This window comes from Pseudomonas sp. 2024-210 (genome assembly GCF_045062345.1).
Lineage (GTDB): Bacteria > Pseudomonadota > Gammaproteobacteria > Pseudomonadales > Pseudomonadaceae > Aquipseudomonas.
The window spans coordinates 40,250-56,510 of the sequence record NZ_JBJGEJ010000003.1; the positions used below are offsets into that span (position 1 = coordinate 40,250).

Sequence of the window (16,261 nt, forward strand, 5' to 3'; positions counted from 1 at the left end):
GCTACAGGGTTTGTGTCTTTAGCCGGGGTCGCGGAAGTCAGGGTGAAAGTTCGCCGGCACGGCCACGCTGATGTCGCTACGGGTCGCAATATCAATGCCTTCGCTGGCCACTTCGGCCAGAAAGTCTATCTGTTCCGGGGTGATCACGTAAGGCGGCAAGAAATACACCACGCTGCCCAGCGGTCGCAGCAAAGCACCCCGTTTCAACGCGTGCTCAAACACCTTCAGACCCCGTCGCTCCTGCCACGGGTAAGCCGTTTTAGTGGCTTTGTCCTGAACCATTTCAATCGCCAGCACCATGCCTGTCTGACGCACTTCCGAAACATGGGCATGATCCACCAAATGTGCCGTGGCGCTGGCCATACGTTGTGCCAGGGCCTTGTTGTTCTCGATGACGTTGTCGTCTTCGAAAATATCCAGGGTGGCCAATGCCGCTGCGCACGCCAGCGGGTTACCCGTATAGCTGTGAGAATGCAGGAAGGCGCGCAGGGTCGGGTAGTCGTCGTAGAACGCGCTGTAGACGTCCTCTGTCGTGACGCAGGCGGCCAAGGGCAAATAGCCCCCTGTCAGCGCCTTGGACAAACACAGGAAATCCGGCGTAATGCCTGCCTGCTCGCAGGCGAACATGGTTCCGGTACGGCCGAAGCCGACGGCTATTTCGTCAAGGATCAGGTGCACGCCATAACGGTCACAGGCTTCACGCAACAGGGTGAGGTAAACCGGGTGATACATGCGCATGCCACCTGCGCCTTGAATCAGCGGCTCGACAATCACTGCCGCGACACTGTCGTGATGCTCGGCGAGGGTTTGCTCCATCGCCAGAAACATCGTGCGCGAATGCGCTTCCCAGCTCACGCCTTCGGGGCGCAAGTAGCAATCCGGGCTAGGCACTTTGATCGTGTCGAGAAGCAACGCTTTGTAGGTTTCGGTGAAGAGCGGCACATCACCCACCGCCATCGCTGCCATGGTTTCACCGTGGTAGCTATTGGTCAGGGTCACGAAGCGCTTTTTGTTCGGTTGACCGCGATTGAGCCAGTAGTGAAAGCTCATCTTCAACGACACTTCGATACAAGACGAGCCGTTGTCGGCATAGAAGCAGCGCGTAAGCCCTTCGGGCGTCATCTTGACCAGCCGCTCGGACAGTTCAATCACGGGTTGATGACTGAAACCGGCAAGGATCACGTGCTCCAGTTGGTCAACCTGATCCTTGATGCGCTGGTTGATGCGCGGGTTGGCGTGGCCAAACACGTTAACCCACCAAGAGCTCACGGCATCCAGATAACGCTTGCCTTCGAAGTCTTCCAGCCACACGCCTTCGCCGCGTTTAATCGGGATCAAGGGCAGTTGCTCGTGATCTTTCATTTGGGTGCAGGGGTGCCAGAGCACGGCAAGGTCGCGCTGCATCCACTGATTATTGAGGCCCATTTTCACTCTCCTGGCGGTGGCTCCCGGCGTGTGCGGGCAAACAATCGCGCAAGCCTAAGCAATGCGCAGGCTTGTAACAACCCATTACGCTTAAACCCGACTTGGGGTTGTACTGAGAGACGCTCACGGGCCTATAAGAGCGACATAAAAAACGCTTAACATTTGCTTAACGTTTGACTCTCAGGCTCCAGATCGTATTTATCGATACCTTGCAGCGAAAAAATGCGCTTTCTTTCGATAGGTAAATCATTAGTCTTAGGCTCATGTTCCCACAGGATGCAGGCAATGCAGCTACGTAACTCTTCTTCTCGCTATGGTGCCGTCAGCATTGTCCTGCACTGGTCTGTTGCAGCGGCAGTCTTTGGGTTGTTCGCATTGGGTTTGTGGATGGTCGGCCTGGACTACTACAGCCCATGGCGTAAGGAAGCACCTGACCTGCATAAGAGTATTGGCCTTACGTTATTGGCCGTCATGCTGATCCGCGTTGTCTGGCGCTTTATCAGCCCGGCGCCGCCAGCGCTTGAAAGCTATAGTCGTGCAACCCGTCTAGGCGCCAAGTTTGGTCACGCGTTTCTGTACCTCAGCTTGTTTGCCCTCATGATTGCGGGATATTTGATCTCAACAGCCGAAGGCGTTGGTATTCCAGTTTTCGGTTTGTTTGAAGTTCCGGCATTGATCTCCAACCTGCCCGATCAGGCGGATGTTGCCGGCGTTGTGCACCTGTGGCTGGCCTGGACCGTGGTGATTTTCTCCGGTTTGCATGGTCTGGCTGCGTTGAAACACCACTTTATCGATCGTGATGTGACCCTGACCCGTATGCTGGGTCGAAAAGCCTGATGTTCAACCTCAATTCAAAAGGAATGGAACGCATGTTGAAAAAGACGCTCGCTGCACTGGCACTCGGTACTGCACTGCTGACCGCAGGCCAAGTGATGGCTGCTGACTACACCATCGACAAAGAAGGCCAGCACGCCTTTATCGATTGGAAAGTCAGCCACTTGGGTTACAGCTTCATTCACGGTACGTTCAAGGACTGGAGCGGTACGTTTTCGTGGGATGCCGCCAAACCTGCCGACAGTAAAATTGACGTTACCCTGAAAACTGCCAGCCTGTTTTCCAACCATGCGGAACGTGACAAGCACATCGCTAGCAAAGATTTCCTGGACGTAAGTAAGTACCCGGAAGCCAAGTTCGTATCGACCAAAGTTGTGCCAACGGGCGAGAAAACCGCTGACGTAACGGGCGACCTGACCCTGCACGGCGTGACCAAGCCGGTGACGTTCAAAGCCACCTTCAACGGTGAAGGCAAAGATCCGTGGGGCGGCGAACGTGCTGGCTTCAACGCAACCACCACCATCAATCTGCAGGATTTCGGCATCAAGTCCCCAAGCAAGGACCAGACGCTGAGCCTGGACATCTCGCTGGAAGGCGTGAAAGCCAAGTAATAGCGCTTTAGATGGCCCATAAAAAACGCCCCGGCTTGTGAAAGCCGGGGCGTTTTTGTGTGCGGATCAAAAGCCCCTCACCCTAGCCCTCTCCCAAAGGGAGAGGGAACTAAATCTGCGCAACGCTGCAAATCAGCCCCCTCTCCCTCAGGGAGAGGGTTGGGGTGAGGGTGCTTTTCAAGCACTACTCACTCAGCGATTACGAGTCAGCAACGCTGGTTTTTCACCACGAGGACGGTTCGGCAGTTGATCGAGTTGCTCCGGGGTCAGAAAGCGATCGCTCTTCGACTCTTTGTGCATGATCTTCGGCTGAGTCTCGCGAGGCCCCTTCACCGCTGGCTCTTGACGCGAATCATCGCGGGCCGGACGGTTATCGCGACGGGCCTGACCGTCACGTGGAGCGCCGCTACGCGGGCCGCTGCGCTTGGCAGGTGGCGTACCCGTGCTCGCGCCTGTGCCCGTGCGCGGGCCATTCTGACGGCCTTGCGAAGCACCACCCGTACGACCAGGTGCAGCACCCGTAGCGGCTGCCGGAGCACCCGGACGACGACCACGGCTCTGATTGTTCTTGTTCTGGTAAGGGCTGACGTAATCAGCGCGGTTACCAAAGTTATCCACATCGTCATCACGGAACTCGTCCGGCGCACGATTGGCATCTGAACGAGGCGTCGGCTGACGCTGTTCACGAGCAGGCTGTGCTTCACGAGGCTTGTGCTCACGCGCCGGGCGTTCGCCACGGGCTGCGGCGGGCTTTTCCTTGCCTTTGTCCTTACCTTTATCTTTACGACCACCACCGCCGCCGCCGTTACCCGGGCCATCACCACGCGGGCCGCGTGGCGGGTTGCGCGGGTTACGCACATCCGGGCGCTCACGCACTTCAGGCTTCTCGGCTTCTACAGCGCTCGAGTCAAAACCCATCAGGTCGCCATCAGCGATTTTCTGCTTGGTCATGCGCTCGATGCTTTTAAGCAGTTTTTCTTCGTCCGGAGCAACCAGCGAGATCGCTTCGCCCGAACGACCGGCACGGCCCGTACGGCCGATACGGTGAACGTAGTCTTCATCGACGTTCGGCAGCTCAAAGTTAACCACGTGCGGCAGTTGGTCGATGTCCAGACCCCGTGCGGCGATATCCGTGGCAACCAGAATGCGTACGGAACCTGCTTTAAAGTCGGCCAGTGCCTTGGTTCGGGCGTTCTGGCTCTTGTTACCGTGGATGGCCACAGCGCTCAGGCCGTGTTTGTCCAGGTACTCGGCCAAACGGTTTGCACCGTGCTTGGTACGGGTGAAAACCAGCACCTGCTCCCAGGCACCTGCGGTGATCAAGTGAGCCAGCAGGGCGCGCTTGTGAGTGGCCGGCAGGCGGAAAACACGCTGTTCGATACGCTCAACCGTGGTGTTCGGCGGGGTAACCTCGATACGTTCCGGGTTGCGCAGCAACTTGCCGGCCAGGTCGGTGATGTCCTTGGAGAACGTCGCCGAAAACAGCAGGTTTTGACGCTTGGAAGGCAGACGTGCAAGTACTTTTTTCACGTCATGGACAAAGCCCATGTCGAGCATCCGGTCGGCTTCATCGAGCACCAGAATTTCAACGTGGGACAGGTCAACACTGCCTTGACCGGCCAGGTCGAGCAAGCGACCCGGGCAGGCCACCAGTACGTCAACACCGCGCGACAGCGCTTGAACTTGCGGGTTGGTACCCACACCGCCGAAGACGCACGCACTGACGAACTTCAAGTCGCGGGCATAAAGCTTGAAGCTTTCGTGCACCTGGGCGGCGAGTTCGCGCGTCGGAGTCAGGACCAGCACGCGGGGTTGGCGTGGGCCGTGGCGTTGGGATTTGTCGGGGTGGCCGTTGGGAAACAGCTTTTCCAGGATAGGAAGCGCGAAACCGCCCGTCTTGCCTGTACCTGTCTGAGCCGCAACCATCAAATCGCGACCTTGCAACACGGCGGGAATAGCCCGCTGTTGCACCGGAGTAGGCTCGGTGTAGCCCGCAGCTTCAATGGCACGGACTAAAGCCTCGGAGAGACCGAGGGAAGCAAAGGACATGAGAAATCCTGTTCTAGTTAGGGCTTGGCCCAAAGGGATAGTCTTGCCTGGCGTGAATCGCGTTTAAGGTGACGCAATCCCGTCCGGTCCTGCTCCAGTCCTGAAGGCCCATTCATGCCGCTCGCGCTGGCTGAAAGCTGCGCCGTAACGGGAGGTTGAATGCCTTGTACAAGGACGAGCGGCCGGGCGTAAGCCTGGCGGAAAACCCGGAGTATAACAGAGCAATCAAGGCGCGCCGATTTCATGCAGCTGAACGGTTTGAGAGACCCAAAACTCTGTAGTCGCTGCCGAAGGCGGCGATGAGGCCCTATAGGCCCTCGAAATAAACAGGCTGCTACGCAACCCTTCGCCGCCTGCGGCAGCGACTACAGTCCCTGCATCAGCGCGGCAGTTGCAGGTTGTTCCAGATCGCCAGGCTCGGCTCGGCTTGGTTCAGGGTGTAGAAGTGCAGCCCCGGTGCGCCGCCATCCAGCAGGCGCTCGCACATCTCGCTGATTACCTGCTCGCCAAACGCTTGAATGCTCTGCACATCATCGCCGTAGGCTTCGAGCTGCTTACGAATCCAGCGCGGAATTTCAGCGCCGCACGCGTCAGAGAAACGCGCCAGTTTGCTGTAGTTGGTGATCGGCATGATGCCCGGCACGACAGGAATCGTGACGCCGGCCGCCTGCACACGCTCGACAAAACGGAAGTAGCTGTCGGCGTTGAAGAAGTATTGGGTGATCGCACTGTCGGCGCCAGCCTGAGCCTTGCGCACGAAGTTGGTGATGTCGTCTTCGAAATTATGCGCTTGCGGGTGCATTTCAGGGTATGCCGCCACTTCGATATGGAAGTGTTCGCCGGTCTCTTCCCGAATGAAGCTCACCAGGTCGTTGGCGTAACGCAGTTCGCCGCTGGCCATGCCCATACCTGAAGGCAGGTCGCCACGCAGCGCCACGATGCGCTTGATGCCCGCCGCTTTGTACTGCTCCAACAGGCCGCGCAAATCGGCCTTGCTGTCACCCACGCACGACAAATGCGGGGCCGCAGGTACTTTTACTTCGCTCTCCAGTTGCAGCACGGTGTTGATCGTGCGGTCACGGGTCGAGCCACCGGCACCGTAGGTGCAGGAGAAAAAATCCGGGTTGTAGGTCGCCAATTGGCGAGCCGTGTTCATCAGTTTTTCATGCCCAGCATCGGTCTTGGTCGGGAAGAACTCGAAGCTGAAACGACGGTCTTGGGACATTGGGAAGCTCCCAGCTGCAAGCTGTAAGCTTCATGCAGCAAGAGGGAGGCGCGCCACTCTCTTGCTGCTTGAAACTCAAAGCCAAAAGCTGCAAAAAGCAAAAAAAGAAACAAGCATCAAGCCCCAAACCTCAAGTAAACGCACTGCTCTTACTTGCCGCTTGAAGCTCAAAGCTTGCAGCTATCGTTAGTAACGATACGCGTCTGGCTTGAACGGACCGTCGACGGTCACGCCGATGTAGTCAGCCTGTTGCTTGGTCAGTTGCGTGACCACGCCACCGAAGCCGCGAACCATTTCCAGGGCCACTTCTTCGTCGAGTTTCTTCGGCAGCACTTCTACGGTCAGACGCTCAGCTTGCAGTTCAGCTGGCAGGTCAGCGTATTTCTGTGCGAACAGGAAAATCTGAGCCAGTACCTGGTTGGCAAACGAGCCATCCATGATGCGGCTTGGGTGACCGGTAGCGTTGCCCAGGTTAACCAGACGGCCTTCAGCCAGCAGGATCAGGTAGTCGTCGTTCTGTGGGTCGAACTCGCCCAGACCAGTACGGTGAACCTTGTGAACCTGTGGCTTCACTTCTTCCCATGCCCAGTTTTTGCGCATGAAAGCGGTGTCGATTTCATTGTCGAAGTGACCGATGTTGCACACCACAGCGCGTTTTTTCAGCGCAGCCAGCATGTTTTTGTCGCACACGTTGACGTTACCGGTGGTGGTCACGATCAGGTCGATCTTGCCCAGCAGCGCAGCGTCGATGCTGGCAGCAGTGCCGTCGTTCTGGCCGTTGATGAACGGCGAAACCACTTCGAAGCCGTCCATGCACGCTTGCATGGCGCAGATTGGGTCAACTTCGGAAACCTTAACGATCATGCCTTCCTGACGCAGCGATTGAGCCGAGCCCTTGCCCACGTCACCGTAGCCAATCACCAGCGCTTGCTTGCCGGACAGCAGGTGGTCAGTACCACGCTTGATCGCATCGTTCAGGCTATGACGGCAGCCGTACTTGTTGTCGTTTTTGCTTTTGGTGACCGAGTCGTTCACGTTGATCGCCGGGATCATCAGCTCGCCTTTGGCCAGCATGTCCAGCAGACGGTGTACACCGGTGGTGGTTTCTTCGGTCACGCCGTGGATCTTTTTCAGCATGGCCGGGTATTTCTTGTGCAGCAGCTCGGTCAAGTCGCCGCCGTCGTCGAGGATCATGTTGGCATCCCACGGCTCGCCATCCTTAAGGATGGTTTGCTCCAAGCACCACTCGTACTCTTCTTCGGTTTCGCCTTTCCAGGCAAATACCGGGATACCGGCAGCAGCGATAGCGGCAGCGGCTTGGTCTTGAGTCGAGAAGATGTTGCACGACGACCAACGCACTTCGGCACCCAGAGCAACCAGGGTTTCGATCAGTACGGCAGTCTGGATGGTCATGTGGATGCAACCCAGAATCTTCGCGCCCTTGAGCGGTTGTTCTGCGGCATACCGACGACGCAGGCCCATCAGGGCTGGCATTTCGGACTCTGCGATAAAGGTTTCGCGGCGGCCCCATTGGGCAAGGGACATATCAGCGACTTTAAAGTCGGCAAAACCAGCAGGCGTGTTTACAGCGCTCATCAAGAGCCTCCATTCGTTTAATCGCGAATGGGCGCCGTTGTGCGTTTAGTGCCTGCCCAGGGAGACCTGAACAAACAACGCCCCATCCGAGCCTGACAGGTTGAACCTGCTGCAGCGCCCCTCGGACAGGTGGCGGGAACGGTACTGGGTAAAAATGACCGTTTTGAAGCGGGGGTGATTATGCAAGGGGCAAGGGTGCAGCTGCAAGTGGCAGGCTACAAGCAACCAGTCAGAGCGGATCGGCTTTAACTTGTAGCTTGCAGCTTGAAACTTGAAGCTGGGGGGTTACTCTATCGCTCAAACACCTCAGAGCCCCCCGCCCATGAATTTCCACACCCGCAAATGGGTTAAACCCGAAGACCTCAACCCAAACGGCACCTTGTTCGGTGGCAGCCTGCTGCGCTGGATCGACGAAGAGGCCGCGATTTACGCCATCGTGCAATTGGGCAACCAACGCGTGGTGACCAAATACATCTCCGAAATCAACTTTGTCAGCGCCTCGCGTCAGGGCGACATCATTGAGCTGGGCATCACGGCCACCGAGTTCGGCCGCACGTCCATTACCCTGACCTGCGAAGTGCGCAACAAAATCACCCGTAAAAGCATTCTGACCGTCGACAAAATGGTCTTCGTCAACCTGGGCGAAGATGGCTTGCCAGCGCCTCACGGCCGCACCGAGATCAAATACGTCAAAGACCAGTTTCAGGATGAAAATCAGGCGTGATGCTCCCGGTGTAGCCGCTGACGAGGCACGAGGCTGCGATGGGCAGCGAAGCGGCCCCGTTTGTCGCAGGGCGACGCGAAGGTCCTTCGGCCCTTATCGCAGCCTGCGGCAGCAGCTACAGGGCAACAAATGAACAGCTACAGTCCATACGTGTCGTACATTCACACGCCAATGGTTCTGGAGCCTTATGGACACGCAAAAAACAGGCAAAACCCCCAATCTGTCGGCTGAAGAAGAGCACGACGTCACCAAAAACCAGCCTCCACGGGCCGCTGTTCTGCACGAAATTATTCGCTTGCAGGGCGATCAGGAACTGGAGCGCAGCATCGCCGCGCTGTTCTGGTCGGCACTCGCCGCCGGACTGACCATGGGCCTGTCGCTTATGGCCATGGGTCTGCTCAACTCACGCTTACCCAGCGGCGAAGCCTTCAAGGTCATCGCCAGCTTCGGCTATTGCGCAGGTTTTTTGGCGGTCATTCTTTCTCGCCAGCAATTGTTTACCGAAAACACCCTGACGGCCGTGTTACCGATCATGAGCAAACCCACACTCAAGAATGTCGGCCGATTATTCCGGCTATGGACGGTGGTGCTGGTCGGCAACCTCATGGGCACCTTGCTGGTGGCCTACGTCATGCTTCACCTGCCCATCTTTGATGCGCAGACCGACAAGGCCTTTCTCGAAATCGGCCACAAAGTCATGGAAAACGACGTCGGCCAGATGTTCTCCAAGGGCATCATCTCAGGCTGGATGATTGCCACCATGGTGTGGATGATCCCGTCTATGGAGAGCGCCAAGATGTGGATCATCATCCTCATCACTTACCTGATGGCGTTAGGCGACTTCACGCATATCGTGGTTGGCACGGCTGAAGTGTCGTACCTGGTCTTTGCCGGCGAACTGCCGTGGAAAGACTTCTGGCTGATATTTGCCGGCCCGACGCTGGCCGGCAACATCATCGGCGGCAGTTTTATCTTCGCCCTGATCAGCCACGCGCAGATTCGCAGCGACACACAAAAACCCGAAGCGGACACTCAGTTACCCTGATTCAGATCACGTAATGCGCGATGGCCACAAAATGCAGCAGGCTGCCGGCAATCACGAACAGATGCCAAATGCCGTGGGCATGGCGCAGACGATGATCAAGGGCAAAAAAGATAATCCCCACGGTGTACATCACCCCGCCCGCCGCCAGCCAGACAAAGCCGGCGGTGCCTAGGGCTGCGAGCAGCGGTTTCACGGCCACCAGCACAATCCAGCCCATCAGCGCGTAAATCACGATGGACAAGATACGTGCTTCGGAACGCGGCTTGATCTCTTGCAGCATGCCGATCACCGCCATGCCCCAGACGATCCCGAACAGCGTCCAACCCCATGGCCCGTGAAGGGAGACCAGACAGAACGGCGTGTAACTGCCCGCAATCAACAAGTAAATAGACAGGTGATCACACTTCTGCATGACCACCTTGGAGCGCCCGCGCACGCTGTGATACACGGTCGACACGGTGTACAGCAGCACCAGCGTGACCCCGTAAATCGCAACACTGATGATCTTTTGCGGACTGCCATCCAATGCCGCCATCACCAACAACCAAATACTGCCCACTGCTGCCAACACCGCCCCGACCAAATGAGTCCAGGCGTTGAATTTCTCGCCGTGATACATGTGCAACATCCTCAATAGCCGATAGTGCGTCTGTGTCACTTTGTAACTATATAAGGGTCAGGGCTGCGACTTCAAAGGGCAATGCGCCGATGGTCGAGGGCCGCCTTTTTCAGCCGCGATTGAAACCCAGCTGCGCCGCTCAACGGATTAATGGCCTGAGCGCTCATGCTCTGTTAGCCCACTCCCACGCGTTGAGTCAGCCTGCTACCCACCTCTCAAGCGCCTCCAAGTCCGGGATTTTCGCCACATGATCGCCGACTTGCACGGCGGCTAGCTCCAACGGGCTCAGCGGCACATCCACAAAACTCAACTGACTGTCCACTTTGTAAGAACGCGGGATGCCCTGCACCACCATGGCGATAAATTTGAAGTCGGGATTACCGCCCAAGGTGTTGAGGATAACGATGCGCGCCCGCTCACCAATCACCAGCGAGCTGCCGCACGCCGCTTCGAAGCTGATCAGCGGCACGGCGTGGTCACGCCAATTGATAGTGCGCAGATGCCAGGGCGGGGTGTCGCGACTGGGTTCACCGTGCTGCCAGTCGACCAGCTCGGCAATCGCCACATTGGGCAGCAGCAGGTAACGGTCTGAAAGCGGGAGCAACAACCCCGTCAGGCTGCCTACGCGATGCTCAAGCATGAAGTGTGCTCCAGTAGGCGATGCGCTCCAGTAACACGCTCTCTTGGTAAGGCTTGCCCAAAAAATCGTTAACGCCAATGGCCATCGCCCGGTTCTGGTGCTTTTGCCCTGTACGCGAAGTAATCATGATGATCGGCAGGTCTTTAAGGTGCGGGTTGTTGCGTACCCGGGTGGCCACCTCAAAGCCGTCCATACGCGGCATTTCAATGTCCAGCAGCATCAGGTCGGGGGTGTGCTCTTCAAGCACGCTCATGGCATCGACACCGTCTTTGGCGGTGATGACATTGATGCTGTTGCGCTCCAGCAGCCGGCTGGTGACTTTGCGCACGGTGACGGAGTCGTCCACCACCAGCACCAGTAAAGGCCGCTCGGCGGGAATGAATTCCAGCGCACCCGCAACCTCTTGAGGCGCCCCCACGATGGGCTGTCGCGCCTGATGGGCACGGAGGAAGGCCAGCAGATCAAGGATCAACACCACCCGGCCATCGCCCAAAATGGTCGCGCCCGACACACCTTGCACGCCTGTAAATTGCGGGCCGAGGCTTTTCACCACAATTTCCCGTGACCCGGCCAGCGCATCAACGTGCAGGGCCACACGCTGATCCTGGGAATGCACCAGCAGTACCGGTTGCGCTTCGTTTTCGCCACCCAGTCGAGGCTTGCCTACGGTTTGCAGCAGCTCCCCCAGATAACGTAATTGATAGATCTCACCCCCGTAGTGATACAGCGGCGGGTTGTGCTGGTAATACCCCTCAAGTTCGTTGGGCATGACCCGCACGATGCGCTCAACGCTGTTTTGCGCGATCGCATATTGCTCATCGGCGCACTGCACCATCAAGGCGCGATTGAGCGAGACACTGAACGGCAGGCGAATCTGAAAATGCACACCCTGCCCCGCCACTGAGTCGATCGTCATGCTGCCACCCAGTTGACGCACTTCTTCGTGCACCACGTCCATGCCCACACCGCGCCCGGAAATCTGGGTGATTTTTTCAGCCGTGGAAAACCCCGGCTGCATGATGAACTGCAAGACATCGCGATCAGACATCACGGTGTCCGGATCGAGCAAGCCACGCAGGATGGCTTTACGGCGGACCGCTTCGAGGGGTATCCCGGCACCGTCGTCATGCATGTCGAACACCACGTCGCCGCCTTCATAGGACAGCTCAAGGGTGATATGCCCCTGCTCAGGCTTGCCACTGGCGTGGCGGATGTGACCAGGCTCCAGGCCGTGGTCAACCGCATTGCGCAGCATGTGTTCGAGGGGCGCGACCATGCGTTCCAGCACGGTGCGGTCAACTTCGGCTTCGGCATTGATGACGCTGAATTCAACCTGCTTGCCCAACTCATTGGCGACTTGCCGAACGATACGCTTGAGGCGCGGCAATACGCGCTCGAAGGGCACCATGCGGGTGCCCATCAAGCTTTCTTGTAGCTGAGTATTCATGCGCGCCTGTTTTTGCAGCAACCCATGCGCGTCCTGAATTCGCGCCGTTAACGTGGCCTTAAGATCAAGCAAGTCCGACGCCGATTCGGATAACGCGCGAGACAACTGTTGCAGCAACGAGTGACGATCCATTTCCAGCGGATCAAATTCATCGTAAGCCACGCCGTCCGCTTCGGTGTGCTGGCGACTGTGCAACCGGCCATGGGTTTCACTGTCAAGCCGGCGCAGTTGATCTTGCATACGCTCAAGCGTGGTCTGCATTTCGTTGAGGGCCACATTGCCGTCGTTGACTTGCTGCTCAACGCGCCCGCGAATGGTCGAACTCTCACCCGCCAGGTTCAACAGATCTTCGAGCAATTCAGCGGGTACCTTGACGGTGTCCAACCCCGTTCGCTCGCCCTCAACCTGCGCAGTGGCCGGTACAGGCTCCGGCTTATTGGCCGGGGCCACCGGCTGGGCTTGACGGCTGCTGCGTTCGATTTGGCGGATACGCTCAATCAACGCTTGCGGTGACGGCACCGGCTGACCGCTGCGCAAAGCGTCGAGCATTTGCGCCAGTTGATCATGGCAACGCTGTAGCAAAACAAACAGGTCTGTGCCGGGCGCGAGAAAGCCCAAGGAAATTTCTTCAAAGAGGGTTTCCAGCTCGTGGGCAAAATCACCGATGGCACCCACTTCGACCATCCGTGCACCGCCTTTGAGGGTATGCAAGTCGCGCAGCAAGTTTTCGACTTCAAGGTGGTTCTGCGGGTCGGCTTGCCAGCGCAACAAAGCCGCCCCCGAGCTTTCCAGAATATCCACTGCCTCTTCAAGAAAAACCGCCACCATCTCGGGATCAGTATCGCTGCTCTGCTCAGCGCTCAACTGCGCCGTGGCCGTACTCAACTCCGTGATAATAAGCCCGCCGTCGCGGCGAATCAGCCCAGTGGCGTCCGGTGCCAGGCCTTCATGCAACAGGTCATGCAAGGTCTGAATCAAGGCTGGTTGCGGCTCGATTTCCTGACCAGCCGCCAATTGATCGAGCATGTTGATCAGGGCTTCATGCGCCGTGTTGGCCTCATGAAAGAAACGCTCGCTGACCGCAAGGCTGCTTTCTTCAACCGCGCCATACACGTCGAGCAAGGCTTCACACAGCGCATCGATGGGCTGCAAGTCCAGCAAGTGCGCAGATTCTGCCAGGCTGGTCAGCTGATCCAGCAGCGTGTCCAGCCCTTGCCGCTCATGGGGATGATCACGCCAATGCAGCAGCAGGTCTTCGGCGTCGAACAGAATGTCCATGCTCTCGCTCAGGAATTCGGCGATGCGCTGGGGATCACGCGCTGTCACAACGTCGCTCGCCGGCCTGTTGAGCAAGTTCGCCAAACGTCCGTTAATCAAATGTTCGGCGCGGTCGGCCAGCGCACGCGCGCCCTCGATCTCGGCCAACGGGTCGCAGTACAGTTGCTGGAGGCCGCAATGAAGCAAACGGGCAGCTTCGCGCAGGCATTCGATTTCACTGCTCTGCAGCTCAAGATGGTGCGCCTTGTGTTCACGCACCAGATAATCCAGCGCCGTAGCCAGCCGTGCGATGGGCAACACACCCGCCATCGACGCGCTGCCTTTGAGGGTGTGCATGGCCAGTTGTAAATCATCGCTAGCGTAAATAGGCACTTGATGGAGAGCTTGATCCAGAAAACGCTCAATGCGGGCAAGGTGGGTGTGCGCTTCCTGACGAAAAATATCCAGCAGTTGCGGGTCGATACCGGCATTTTGCTGCTCGATCAACAGGGGCGCAGGCTCACCCCGGGACAGGCTGTGTGCGCGTGCCGCCAGTCGATCAATATCTTCACGTTGCCGCTGGCGTTGCTCGGCAAACTCCTGAATGAGTTCAGGCAGTACCACCAAGGTTTCATCCAACAGCTGATAGATCCCAGGCCCCGGTGCGACGTTGTGCTCAATCACCCGATTGAGCAGGTTTTCCATCGCCCAGGCCAGCTCACCCAACACCAACGCGCGCACCATGCGCCCACTGCCTTTGAGGGTGTGAAACCCGCGCCGCAGCTCAGCCAGCGCGGCACTGTCCGCGGGGTTGGCGACCCATTGCGGCAGGCAGTCATGCAACGCGACCAGCACGTCATCGGCCTCTTCAAGAAAGACCTCCAGCAACTCTTCTTCGAGGGCCGCTTCATCCACTGGCGGTGGCAGCAAACTGTCCGGGACGTGTTGCGCCGGCGGGTTGAGCGCAGACACAGGACGGGCCAACACATCGGCCAGGTTTTGCACCACGTCAGGATCGTCCGGCGCTTGCAGGTCTTGCATGAGCAGTAATTCAATGGGACTCAGGCGGTCATTAAGCACAGGGACTTGACGTTCTTGAGGCACATAGCCCAGTTCGATCAGACTGTTTTCAGCGCGATCGAGCACCTGTTCGCTAGCCGCTCCGGGGTCCTGGGCAATACGTTCCAGATAGTACTCAAGGCTGATCAGCACATCGGCCAGATGATCCGACTGTTTCGCCGCTGGCGCCTCATTGCCGACCAACAAGTGCTCGCGCACGTAATCGCCACAGGCCTGAAGCAGCCCCGCAGCACGACTCAGCGGGATGATGGCCAGCGCACCCCGGATTTGCGTCAGCAACTGCGGCACGGGCTGCAAGAGCTGGGTATCAAGGTTCGCCTCCAGGTAATCGGTGATCAGGTCTTTGACTTCTTCAAGGCCCACGCGGGCTTCTTTGATCACCAGTTGATGGATCTGCAACAGGTCGGTGGTCGGCAAGCGGCTTTCTTCGCGCTGTGAAGGCTCCACATTGCCCACCATTCCGGTCAGGGTGGCTTCGACGTAAAGCAGCGCCGCGGCAACATCCATCAACACCGCATCGGTGGGTTCACGCTGGCCTTGGGCAACACTCTGCAACACAGCCAATTGGTCAATGATGACTTTACGGGGCTGCCCGAAACCCAGCACGGCCAACGTATCGGCGATCTGGCGCAAAGGTGCCATCAAGCTGCTCAGGTCTGACACATGCTGGCGGTCGCTGCGCACAAACAGGTCGAGACGCTCCTTGACCCGCACCAGCTCTTCGCACAACGCCGCGACCACTGAACGCATGGCGTCTCGATCCGGCCCTGCCAGACGCGCCCGTTCCTCATCGACCATCGCCGCGTCCGGCATGGCGTCGTCCAGCTCGTAGCGGTTCTTCAGCGCCAGCATTTGGGTCGTCGGCTTTTCGGCTTTGGCAATGTAAAACAGCAAGCGGGTGAGCAGCTCTTCGGGCGCAGGCTGATTCACACCATCAATGCCTTGCTCCAGCAAGCGCTTAAGTTCTTTGTCGACGTCTTGAAACAGGTTATGCAAGGCCGGGCTGTTGGGCACCCGACCACGGAGCATGCCGTCAACCAGGGCCGAGGCTATTTGCCATAAGGCATTCAGTGGTGCGCTTTGGCATACATGCTGGAGTTGGGCGAAAACATCTGCCATCCGCTCAAGGTTGGCCTGCACATCATGTTCGTCCTGCACGTTCGTCAACGCGGTGTGCAAGGTGTGGCGCAATACGCGCAGCTGACGCGGCCACTGCGACGGCAGCATACGGGCCAGTGCAGCCTGATCCAGCTCAGGCAGCACGTGCAAGGGCGGACTGAACAGATGGGTCTCCGACAGCAGTGTTTCACCGCGAGCGGTGCGTAAATCATTAATCAGTGGCAACACCACAAGCGGCCAGTCGCGGCGGGCGCTGTGGACACGCTCCAGGTATACCGGCAACTGGCTGAACGCTTGCTGCAACAGTGACAAGGCTGGGTCGAGCTGACTGACACGGCCCGCTTGCAAGGCGACCAGCAACTGCTCCATCTCTTCGGCCAGCAACGCCGCGCCGTAGAACTCGACCATGAGCAAGCTGCCACGCACCTGATGGATGCACTCCAGGCACTGCGCCAACAGGTCGTCGCCGGGCTGCTGGGCATAGCGGTCCAGCAACGCACGCGCCTGCTTCAAGGTGTCGCAAATTTCGCCTTTGACCCATTCCAGGGCCACGTAATCGTGCCGGTCAACCATAACGACTCCAGTCAGAA

11 protein-coding genes and 1 riboswitch are annotated in these 16,261 nt (G+C 58.1%); of the genes, 4 read left to right on the forward strand and 7 right to left on the reverse strand.

The annotated features are described in order from the left end of the window. Window positions 1-18 precede the first annotated feature (18 nt). The gene (locus ACI7MX_RS04825; RefSeq protein ID WP_314486671.1) at window positions 19-1,425 is read right to left on the reverse strand and encodes an adenosylmethionine--8-amino-7-oxononanoate transaminase; all 1,407 of its coding nucleotides are present in this window, start codon (window positions 1,423-1,425) and stop codon (window positions 19-21) included. Window positions 1,426-1,710: 285 nt separating this feature from the next. Here ACI7MX_RS04825 and ACI7MX_RS04830 point away from each other — a divergent pair, with 285 nt between their 5' ends. After that, window positions 1,711-2,262 (forward strand): cytochrome b, encoded by a 552-nt coding sequence (locus ACI7MX_RS04830; protein ID WP_314486673.1) that lies wholly within the window; start codon window positions 1,711-1,713, stop codon window positions 2,260-2,262. A gap of 32 nt (window positions 2,263-2,294) precedes the next feature. After that, window positions 2,295-2,870, forward strand: a complete 576-nt coding sequence (locus tag ACI7MX_RS04835; protein WP_314486675.1) for a YceI family protein — start codon at window positions 2,295-2,297, stop codon at window positions 2,868-2,870. A gap of 192 nt (window positions 2,871-3,062) precedes the next feature. Here the strand turns inward: ACI7MX_RS04835 and ACI7MX_RS04840 are convergent, their stop codons facing one another. From ACI7MX_RS04840 to ahcY, 3 genes are all read right to left on the reverse strand, one after another. Further along, on the reverse strand, window positions 3,063-4,919 hold the full coding sequence (locus ACI7MX_RS04840; RefSeq protein WP_405584499.1) for a DEAD/DEAH box helicase: 1,857 nt from the start codon (window positions 4,917-4,919) through the stop codon (window positions 3,063-3,065). Between the two features lie 379 nt (window positions 4,920-5,298). Further along, the gene (gene metF / locus ACI7MX_RS04845) at window positions 5,299-6,144 is read right to left on the reverse strand and encodes a methylenetetrahydrofolate reductase [NAD(P)H] (protein WP_405584496.1); all 846 of its coding nucleotides are present in this window, start codon (window positions 6,142-6,144) and stop codon (window positions 5,299-5,301) included. A 186-nt stretch (window positions 6,145-6,330) separates the two neighbouring features. Beyond that, on the reverse strand, window positions 6,331-7,740 hold the full coding sequence (ahcY, locus tag ACI7MX_RS04850) for an adenosylhomocysteinase (protein WP_405584493.1): 1,410 nt from the start codon (window positions 7,738-7,740) through the stop codon (window positions 6,331-6,333). A gap of 22 nt (window positions 7,741-7,762) precedes the next feature. Further along, window positions 7,763-7,869: riboswitch (S-adenosyl-L-homocysteine riboswitch) on the reverse strand. A gap of 193 nt (window positions 7,870-8,062) precedes the next feature. Between ahcY and ACI7MX_RS04855 the strand changes: the two genes are divergently transcribed. Next, complete coding sequence (locus tag ACI7MX_RS04855) at window positions 8,063-8,464, forward strand: acyl-CoA thioesterase (protein ID WP_047279442.1); 402 nt, start codon at window positions 8,063-8,065, stop codon at window positions 8,462-8,464. Between the two features lie 187 nt (window positions 8,465-8,651). Then, window positions 8,652-9,509, forward strand: coding sequence for a formate/nitrite transporter family protein (locus ACI7MX_RS04860; RefSeq protein ID WP_314486685.1), 858 nt, complete (start codon window positions 8,652-8,654; stop codon window positions 9,507-9,509). Window position 9,510: 1 nt separating this feature from the next. On the opposite strand, the gene ACI7MX_RS04865 is transcribed toward ACI7MX_RS04860, so the two are convergent. From ACI7MX_RS04865 to ACI7MX_RS04875, 3 genes are all read right to left on the reverse strand, one after another. Beyond that, window positions 9,511-10,128, reverse strand: a complete 618-nt coding sequence (locus tag ACI7MX_RS04865) for a hemolysin III family protein (protein WP_314486686.1) — start codon at window positions 10,126-10,128, stop codon at window positions 9,511-9,513. A gap of 196 nt (window positions 10,129-10,324) precedes the next feature. Beyond that, window positions 10,325-10,768, reverse strand: coding sequence for a chemotaxis protein CheW (locus ACI7MX_RS04870; RefSeq protein WP_314486687.1), 444 nt, complete (start codon window positions 10,766-10,768; stop codon window positions 10,325-10,327). Further along, window positions 10,761-16,244, reverse strand: coding sequence for an Hpt domain-containing protein (locus ACI7MX_RS04875; protein WP_405584488.1), 5,484 nt, complete (start codon window positions 16,242-16,244; stop codon window positions 10,761-10,763). The genes ACI7MX_RS04870 and ACI7MX_RS04875 overlap by 8 nt, the downstream gene beginning before the upstream one ends. Between the last annotated feature and the right edge of the window lie 17 nt (window positions 16,245-16,261).

Coding starts and splice junctions, on each gene's coding strand:
- ACI7MX_RS04825 (WP_314486671.1), bottom strand. CDS start 1,425: ATGGGCCTCAATAATCAGTGGATGCAGCGCGACCTTGCCGTGCTCTGG.
- ACI7MX_RS04830 (WP_314486673.1), top strand. CDS start 1,711: ATGCAGCTACGTAACTCTTCTTCTCGCTATGGTGCCGTCAGCATTGTC.
- ACI7MX_RS04835 (WP_314486675.1), top strand. CDS start 2,295: ATGTTGAAAAAGACGCTCGCTGCACTGGCACTCGGTACTGCACTGCTG.
- ACI7MX_RS04840 (WP_405584499.1), bottom strand. CDS start 4,919: ATGTCCTTTGCTTCCCTCGGTCTCTCCGAGGCTTTAGTCCGTGCCATT.
- metF (WP_405584496.1), bottom strand. CDS start 6,144: ATGTCCCAAGACCGTCGTTTCAGCTTCGAGTTCTTCCCGACCAAGACC.
- ahcY (WP_405584493.1), bottom strand. CDS start 7,740: ATGAGCGCTGTAAACACGCCTGCTGGTTTTGCCGACTTTAAAGTCGCT.
- ACI7MX_RS04855 (WP_047279442.1), top strand. CDS start 8,063: ATGAATTTCCACACCCGCAAATGGGTTAAACCCGAAGACCTCAACCCA.
- ACI7MX_RS04860 (WP_314486685.1), top strand. CDS start 8,652: ATGGACACGCAAAAAACAGGCAAAACCCCCAATCTGTCGGCTGAAGAA.
- ACI7MX_RS04865 (WP_314486686.1), bottom strand. CDS start 10,128: ATGTATCACGGCGAGAAATTCAACGCCTGGACTCATTTGGTCGGGGCG.
- ACI7MX_RS04870 (WP_314486687.1), bottom strand. CDS start 10,768: ATGCTTGAGCATCGCGTAGGCAGCCTGACGGGGTTGTTGCTCCCGCTT.
- ACI7MX_RS04875 (WP_405584488.1), bottom strand. CDS start 16,244: ATGGTTGACCGGCACGATTACGTGGCCCTGGAATGGGTCAAAGGCGAA.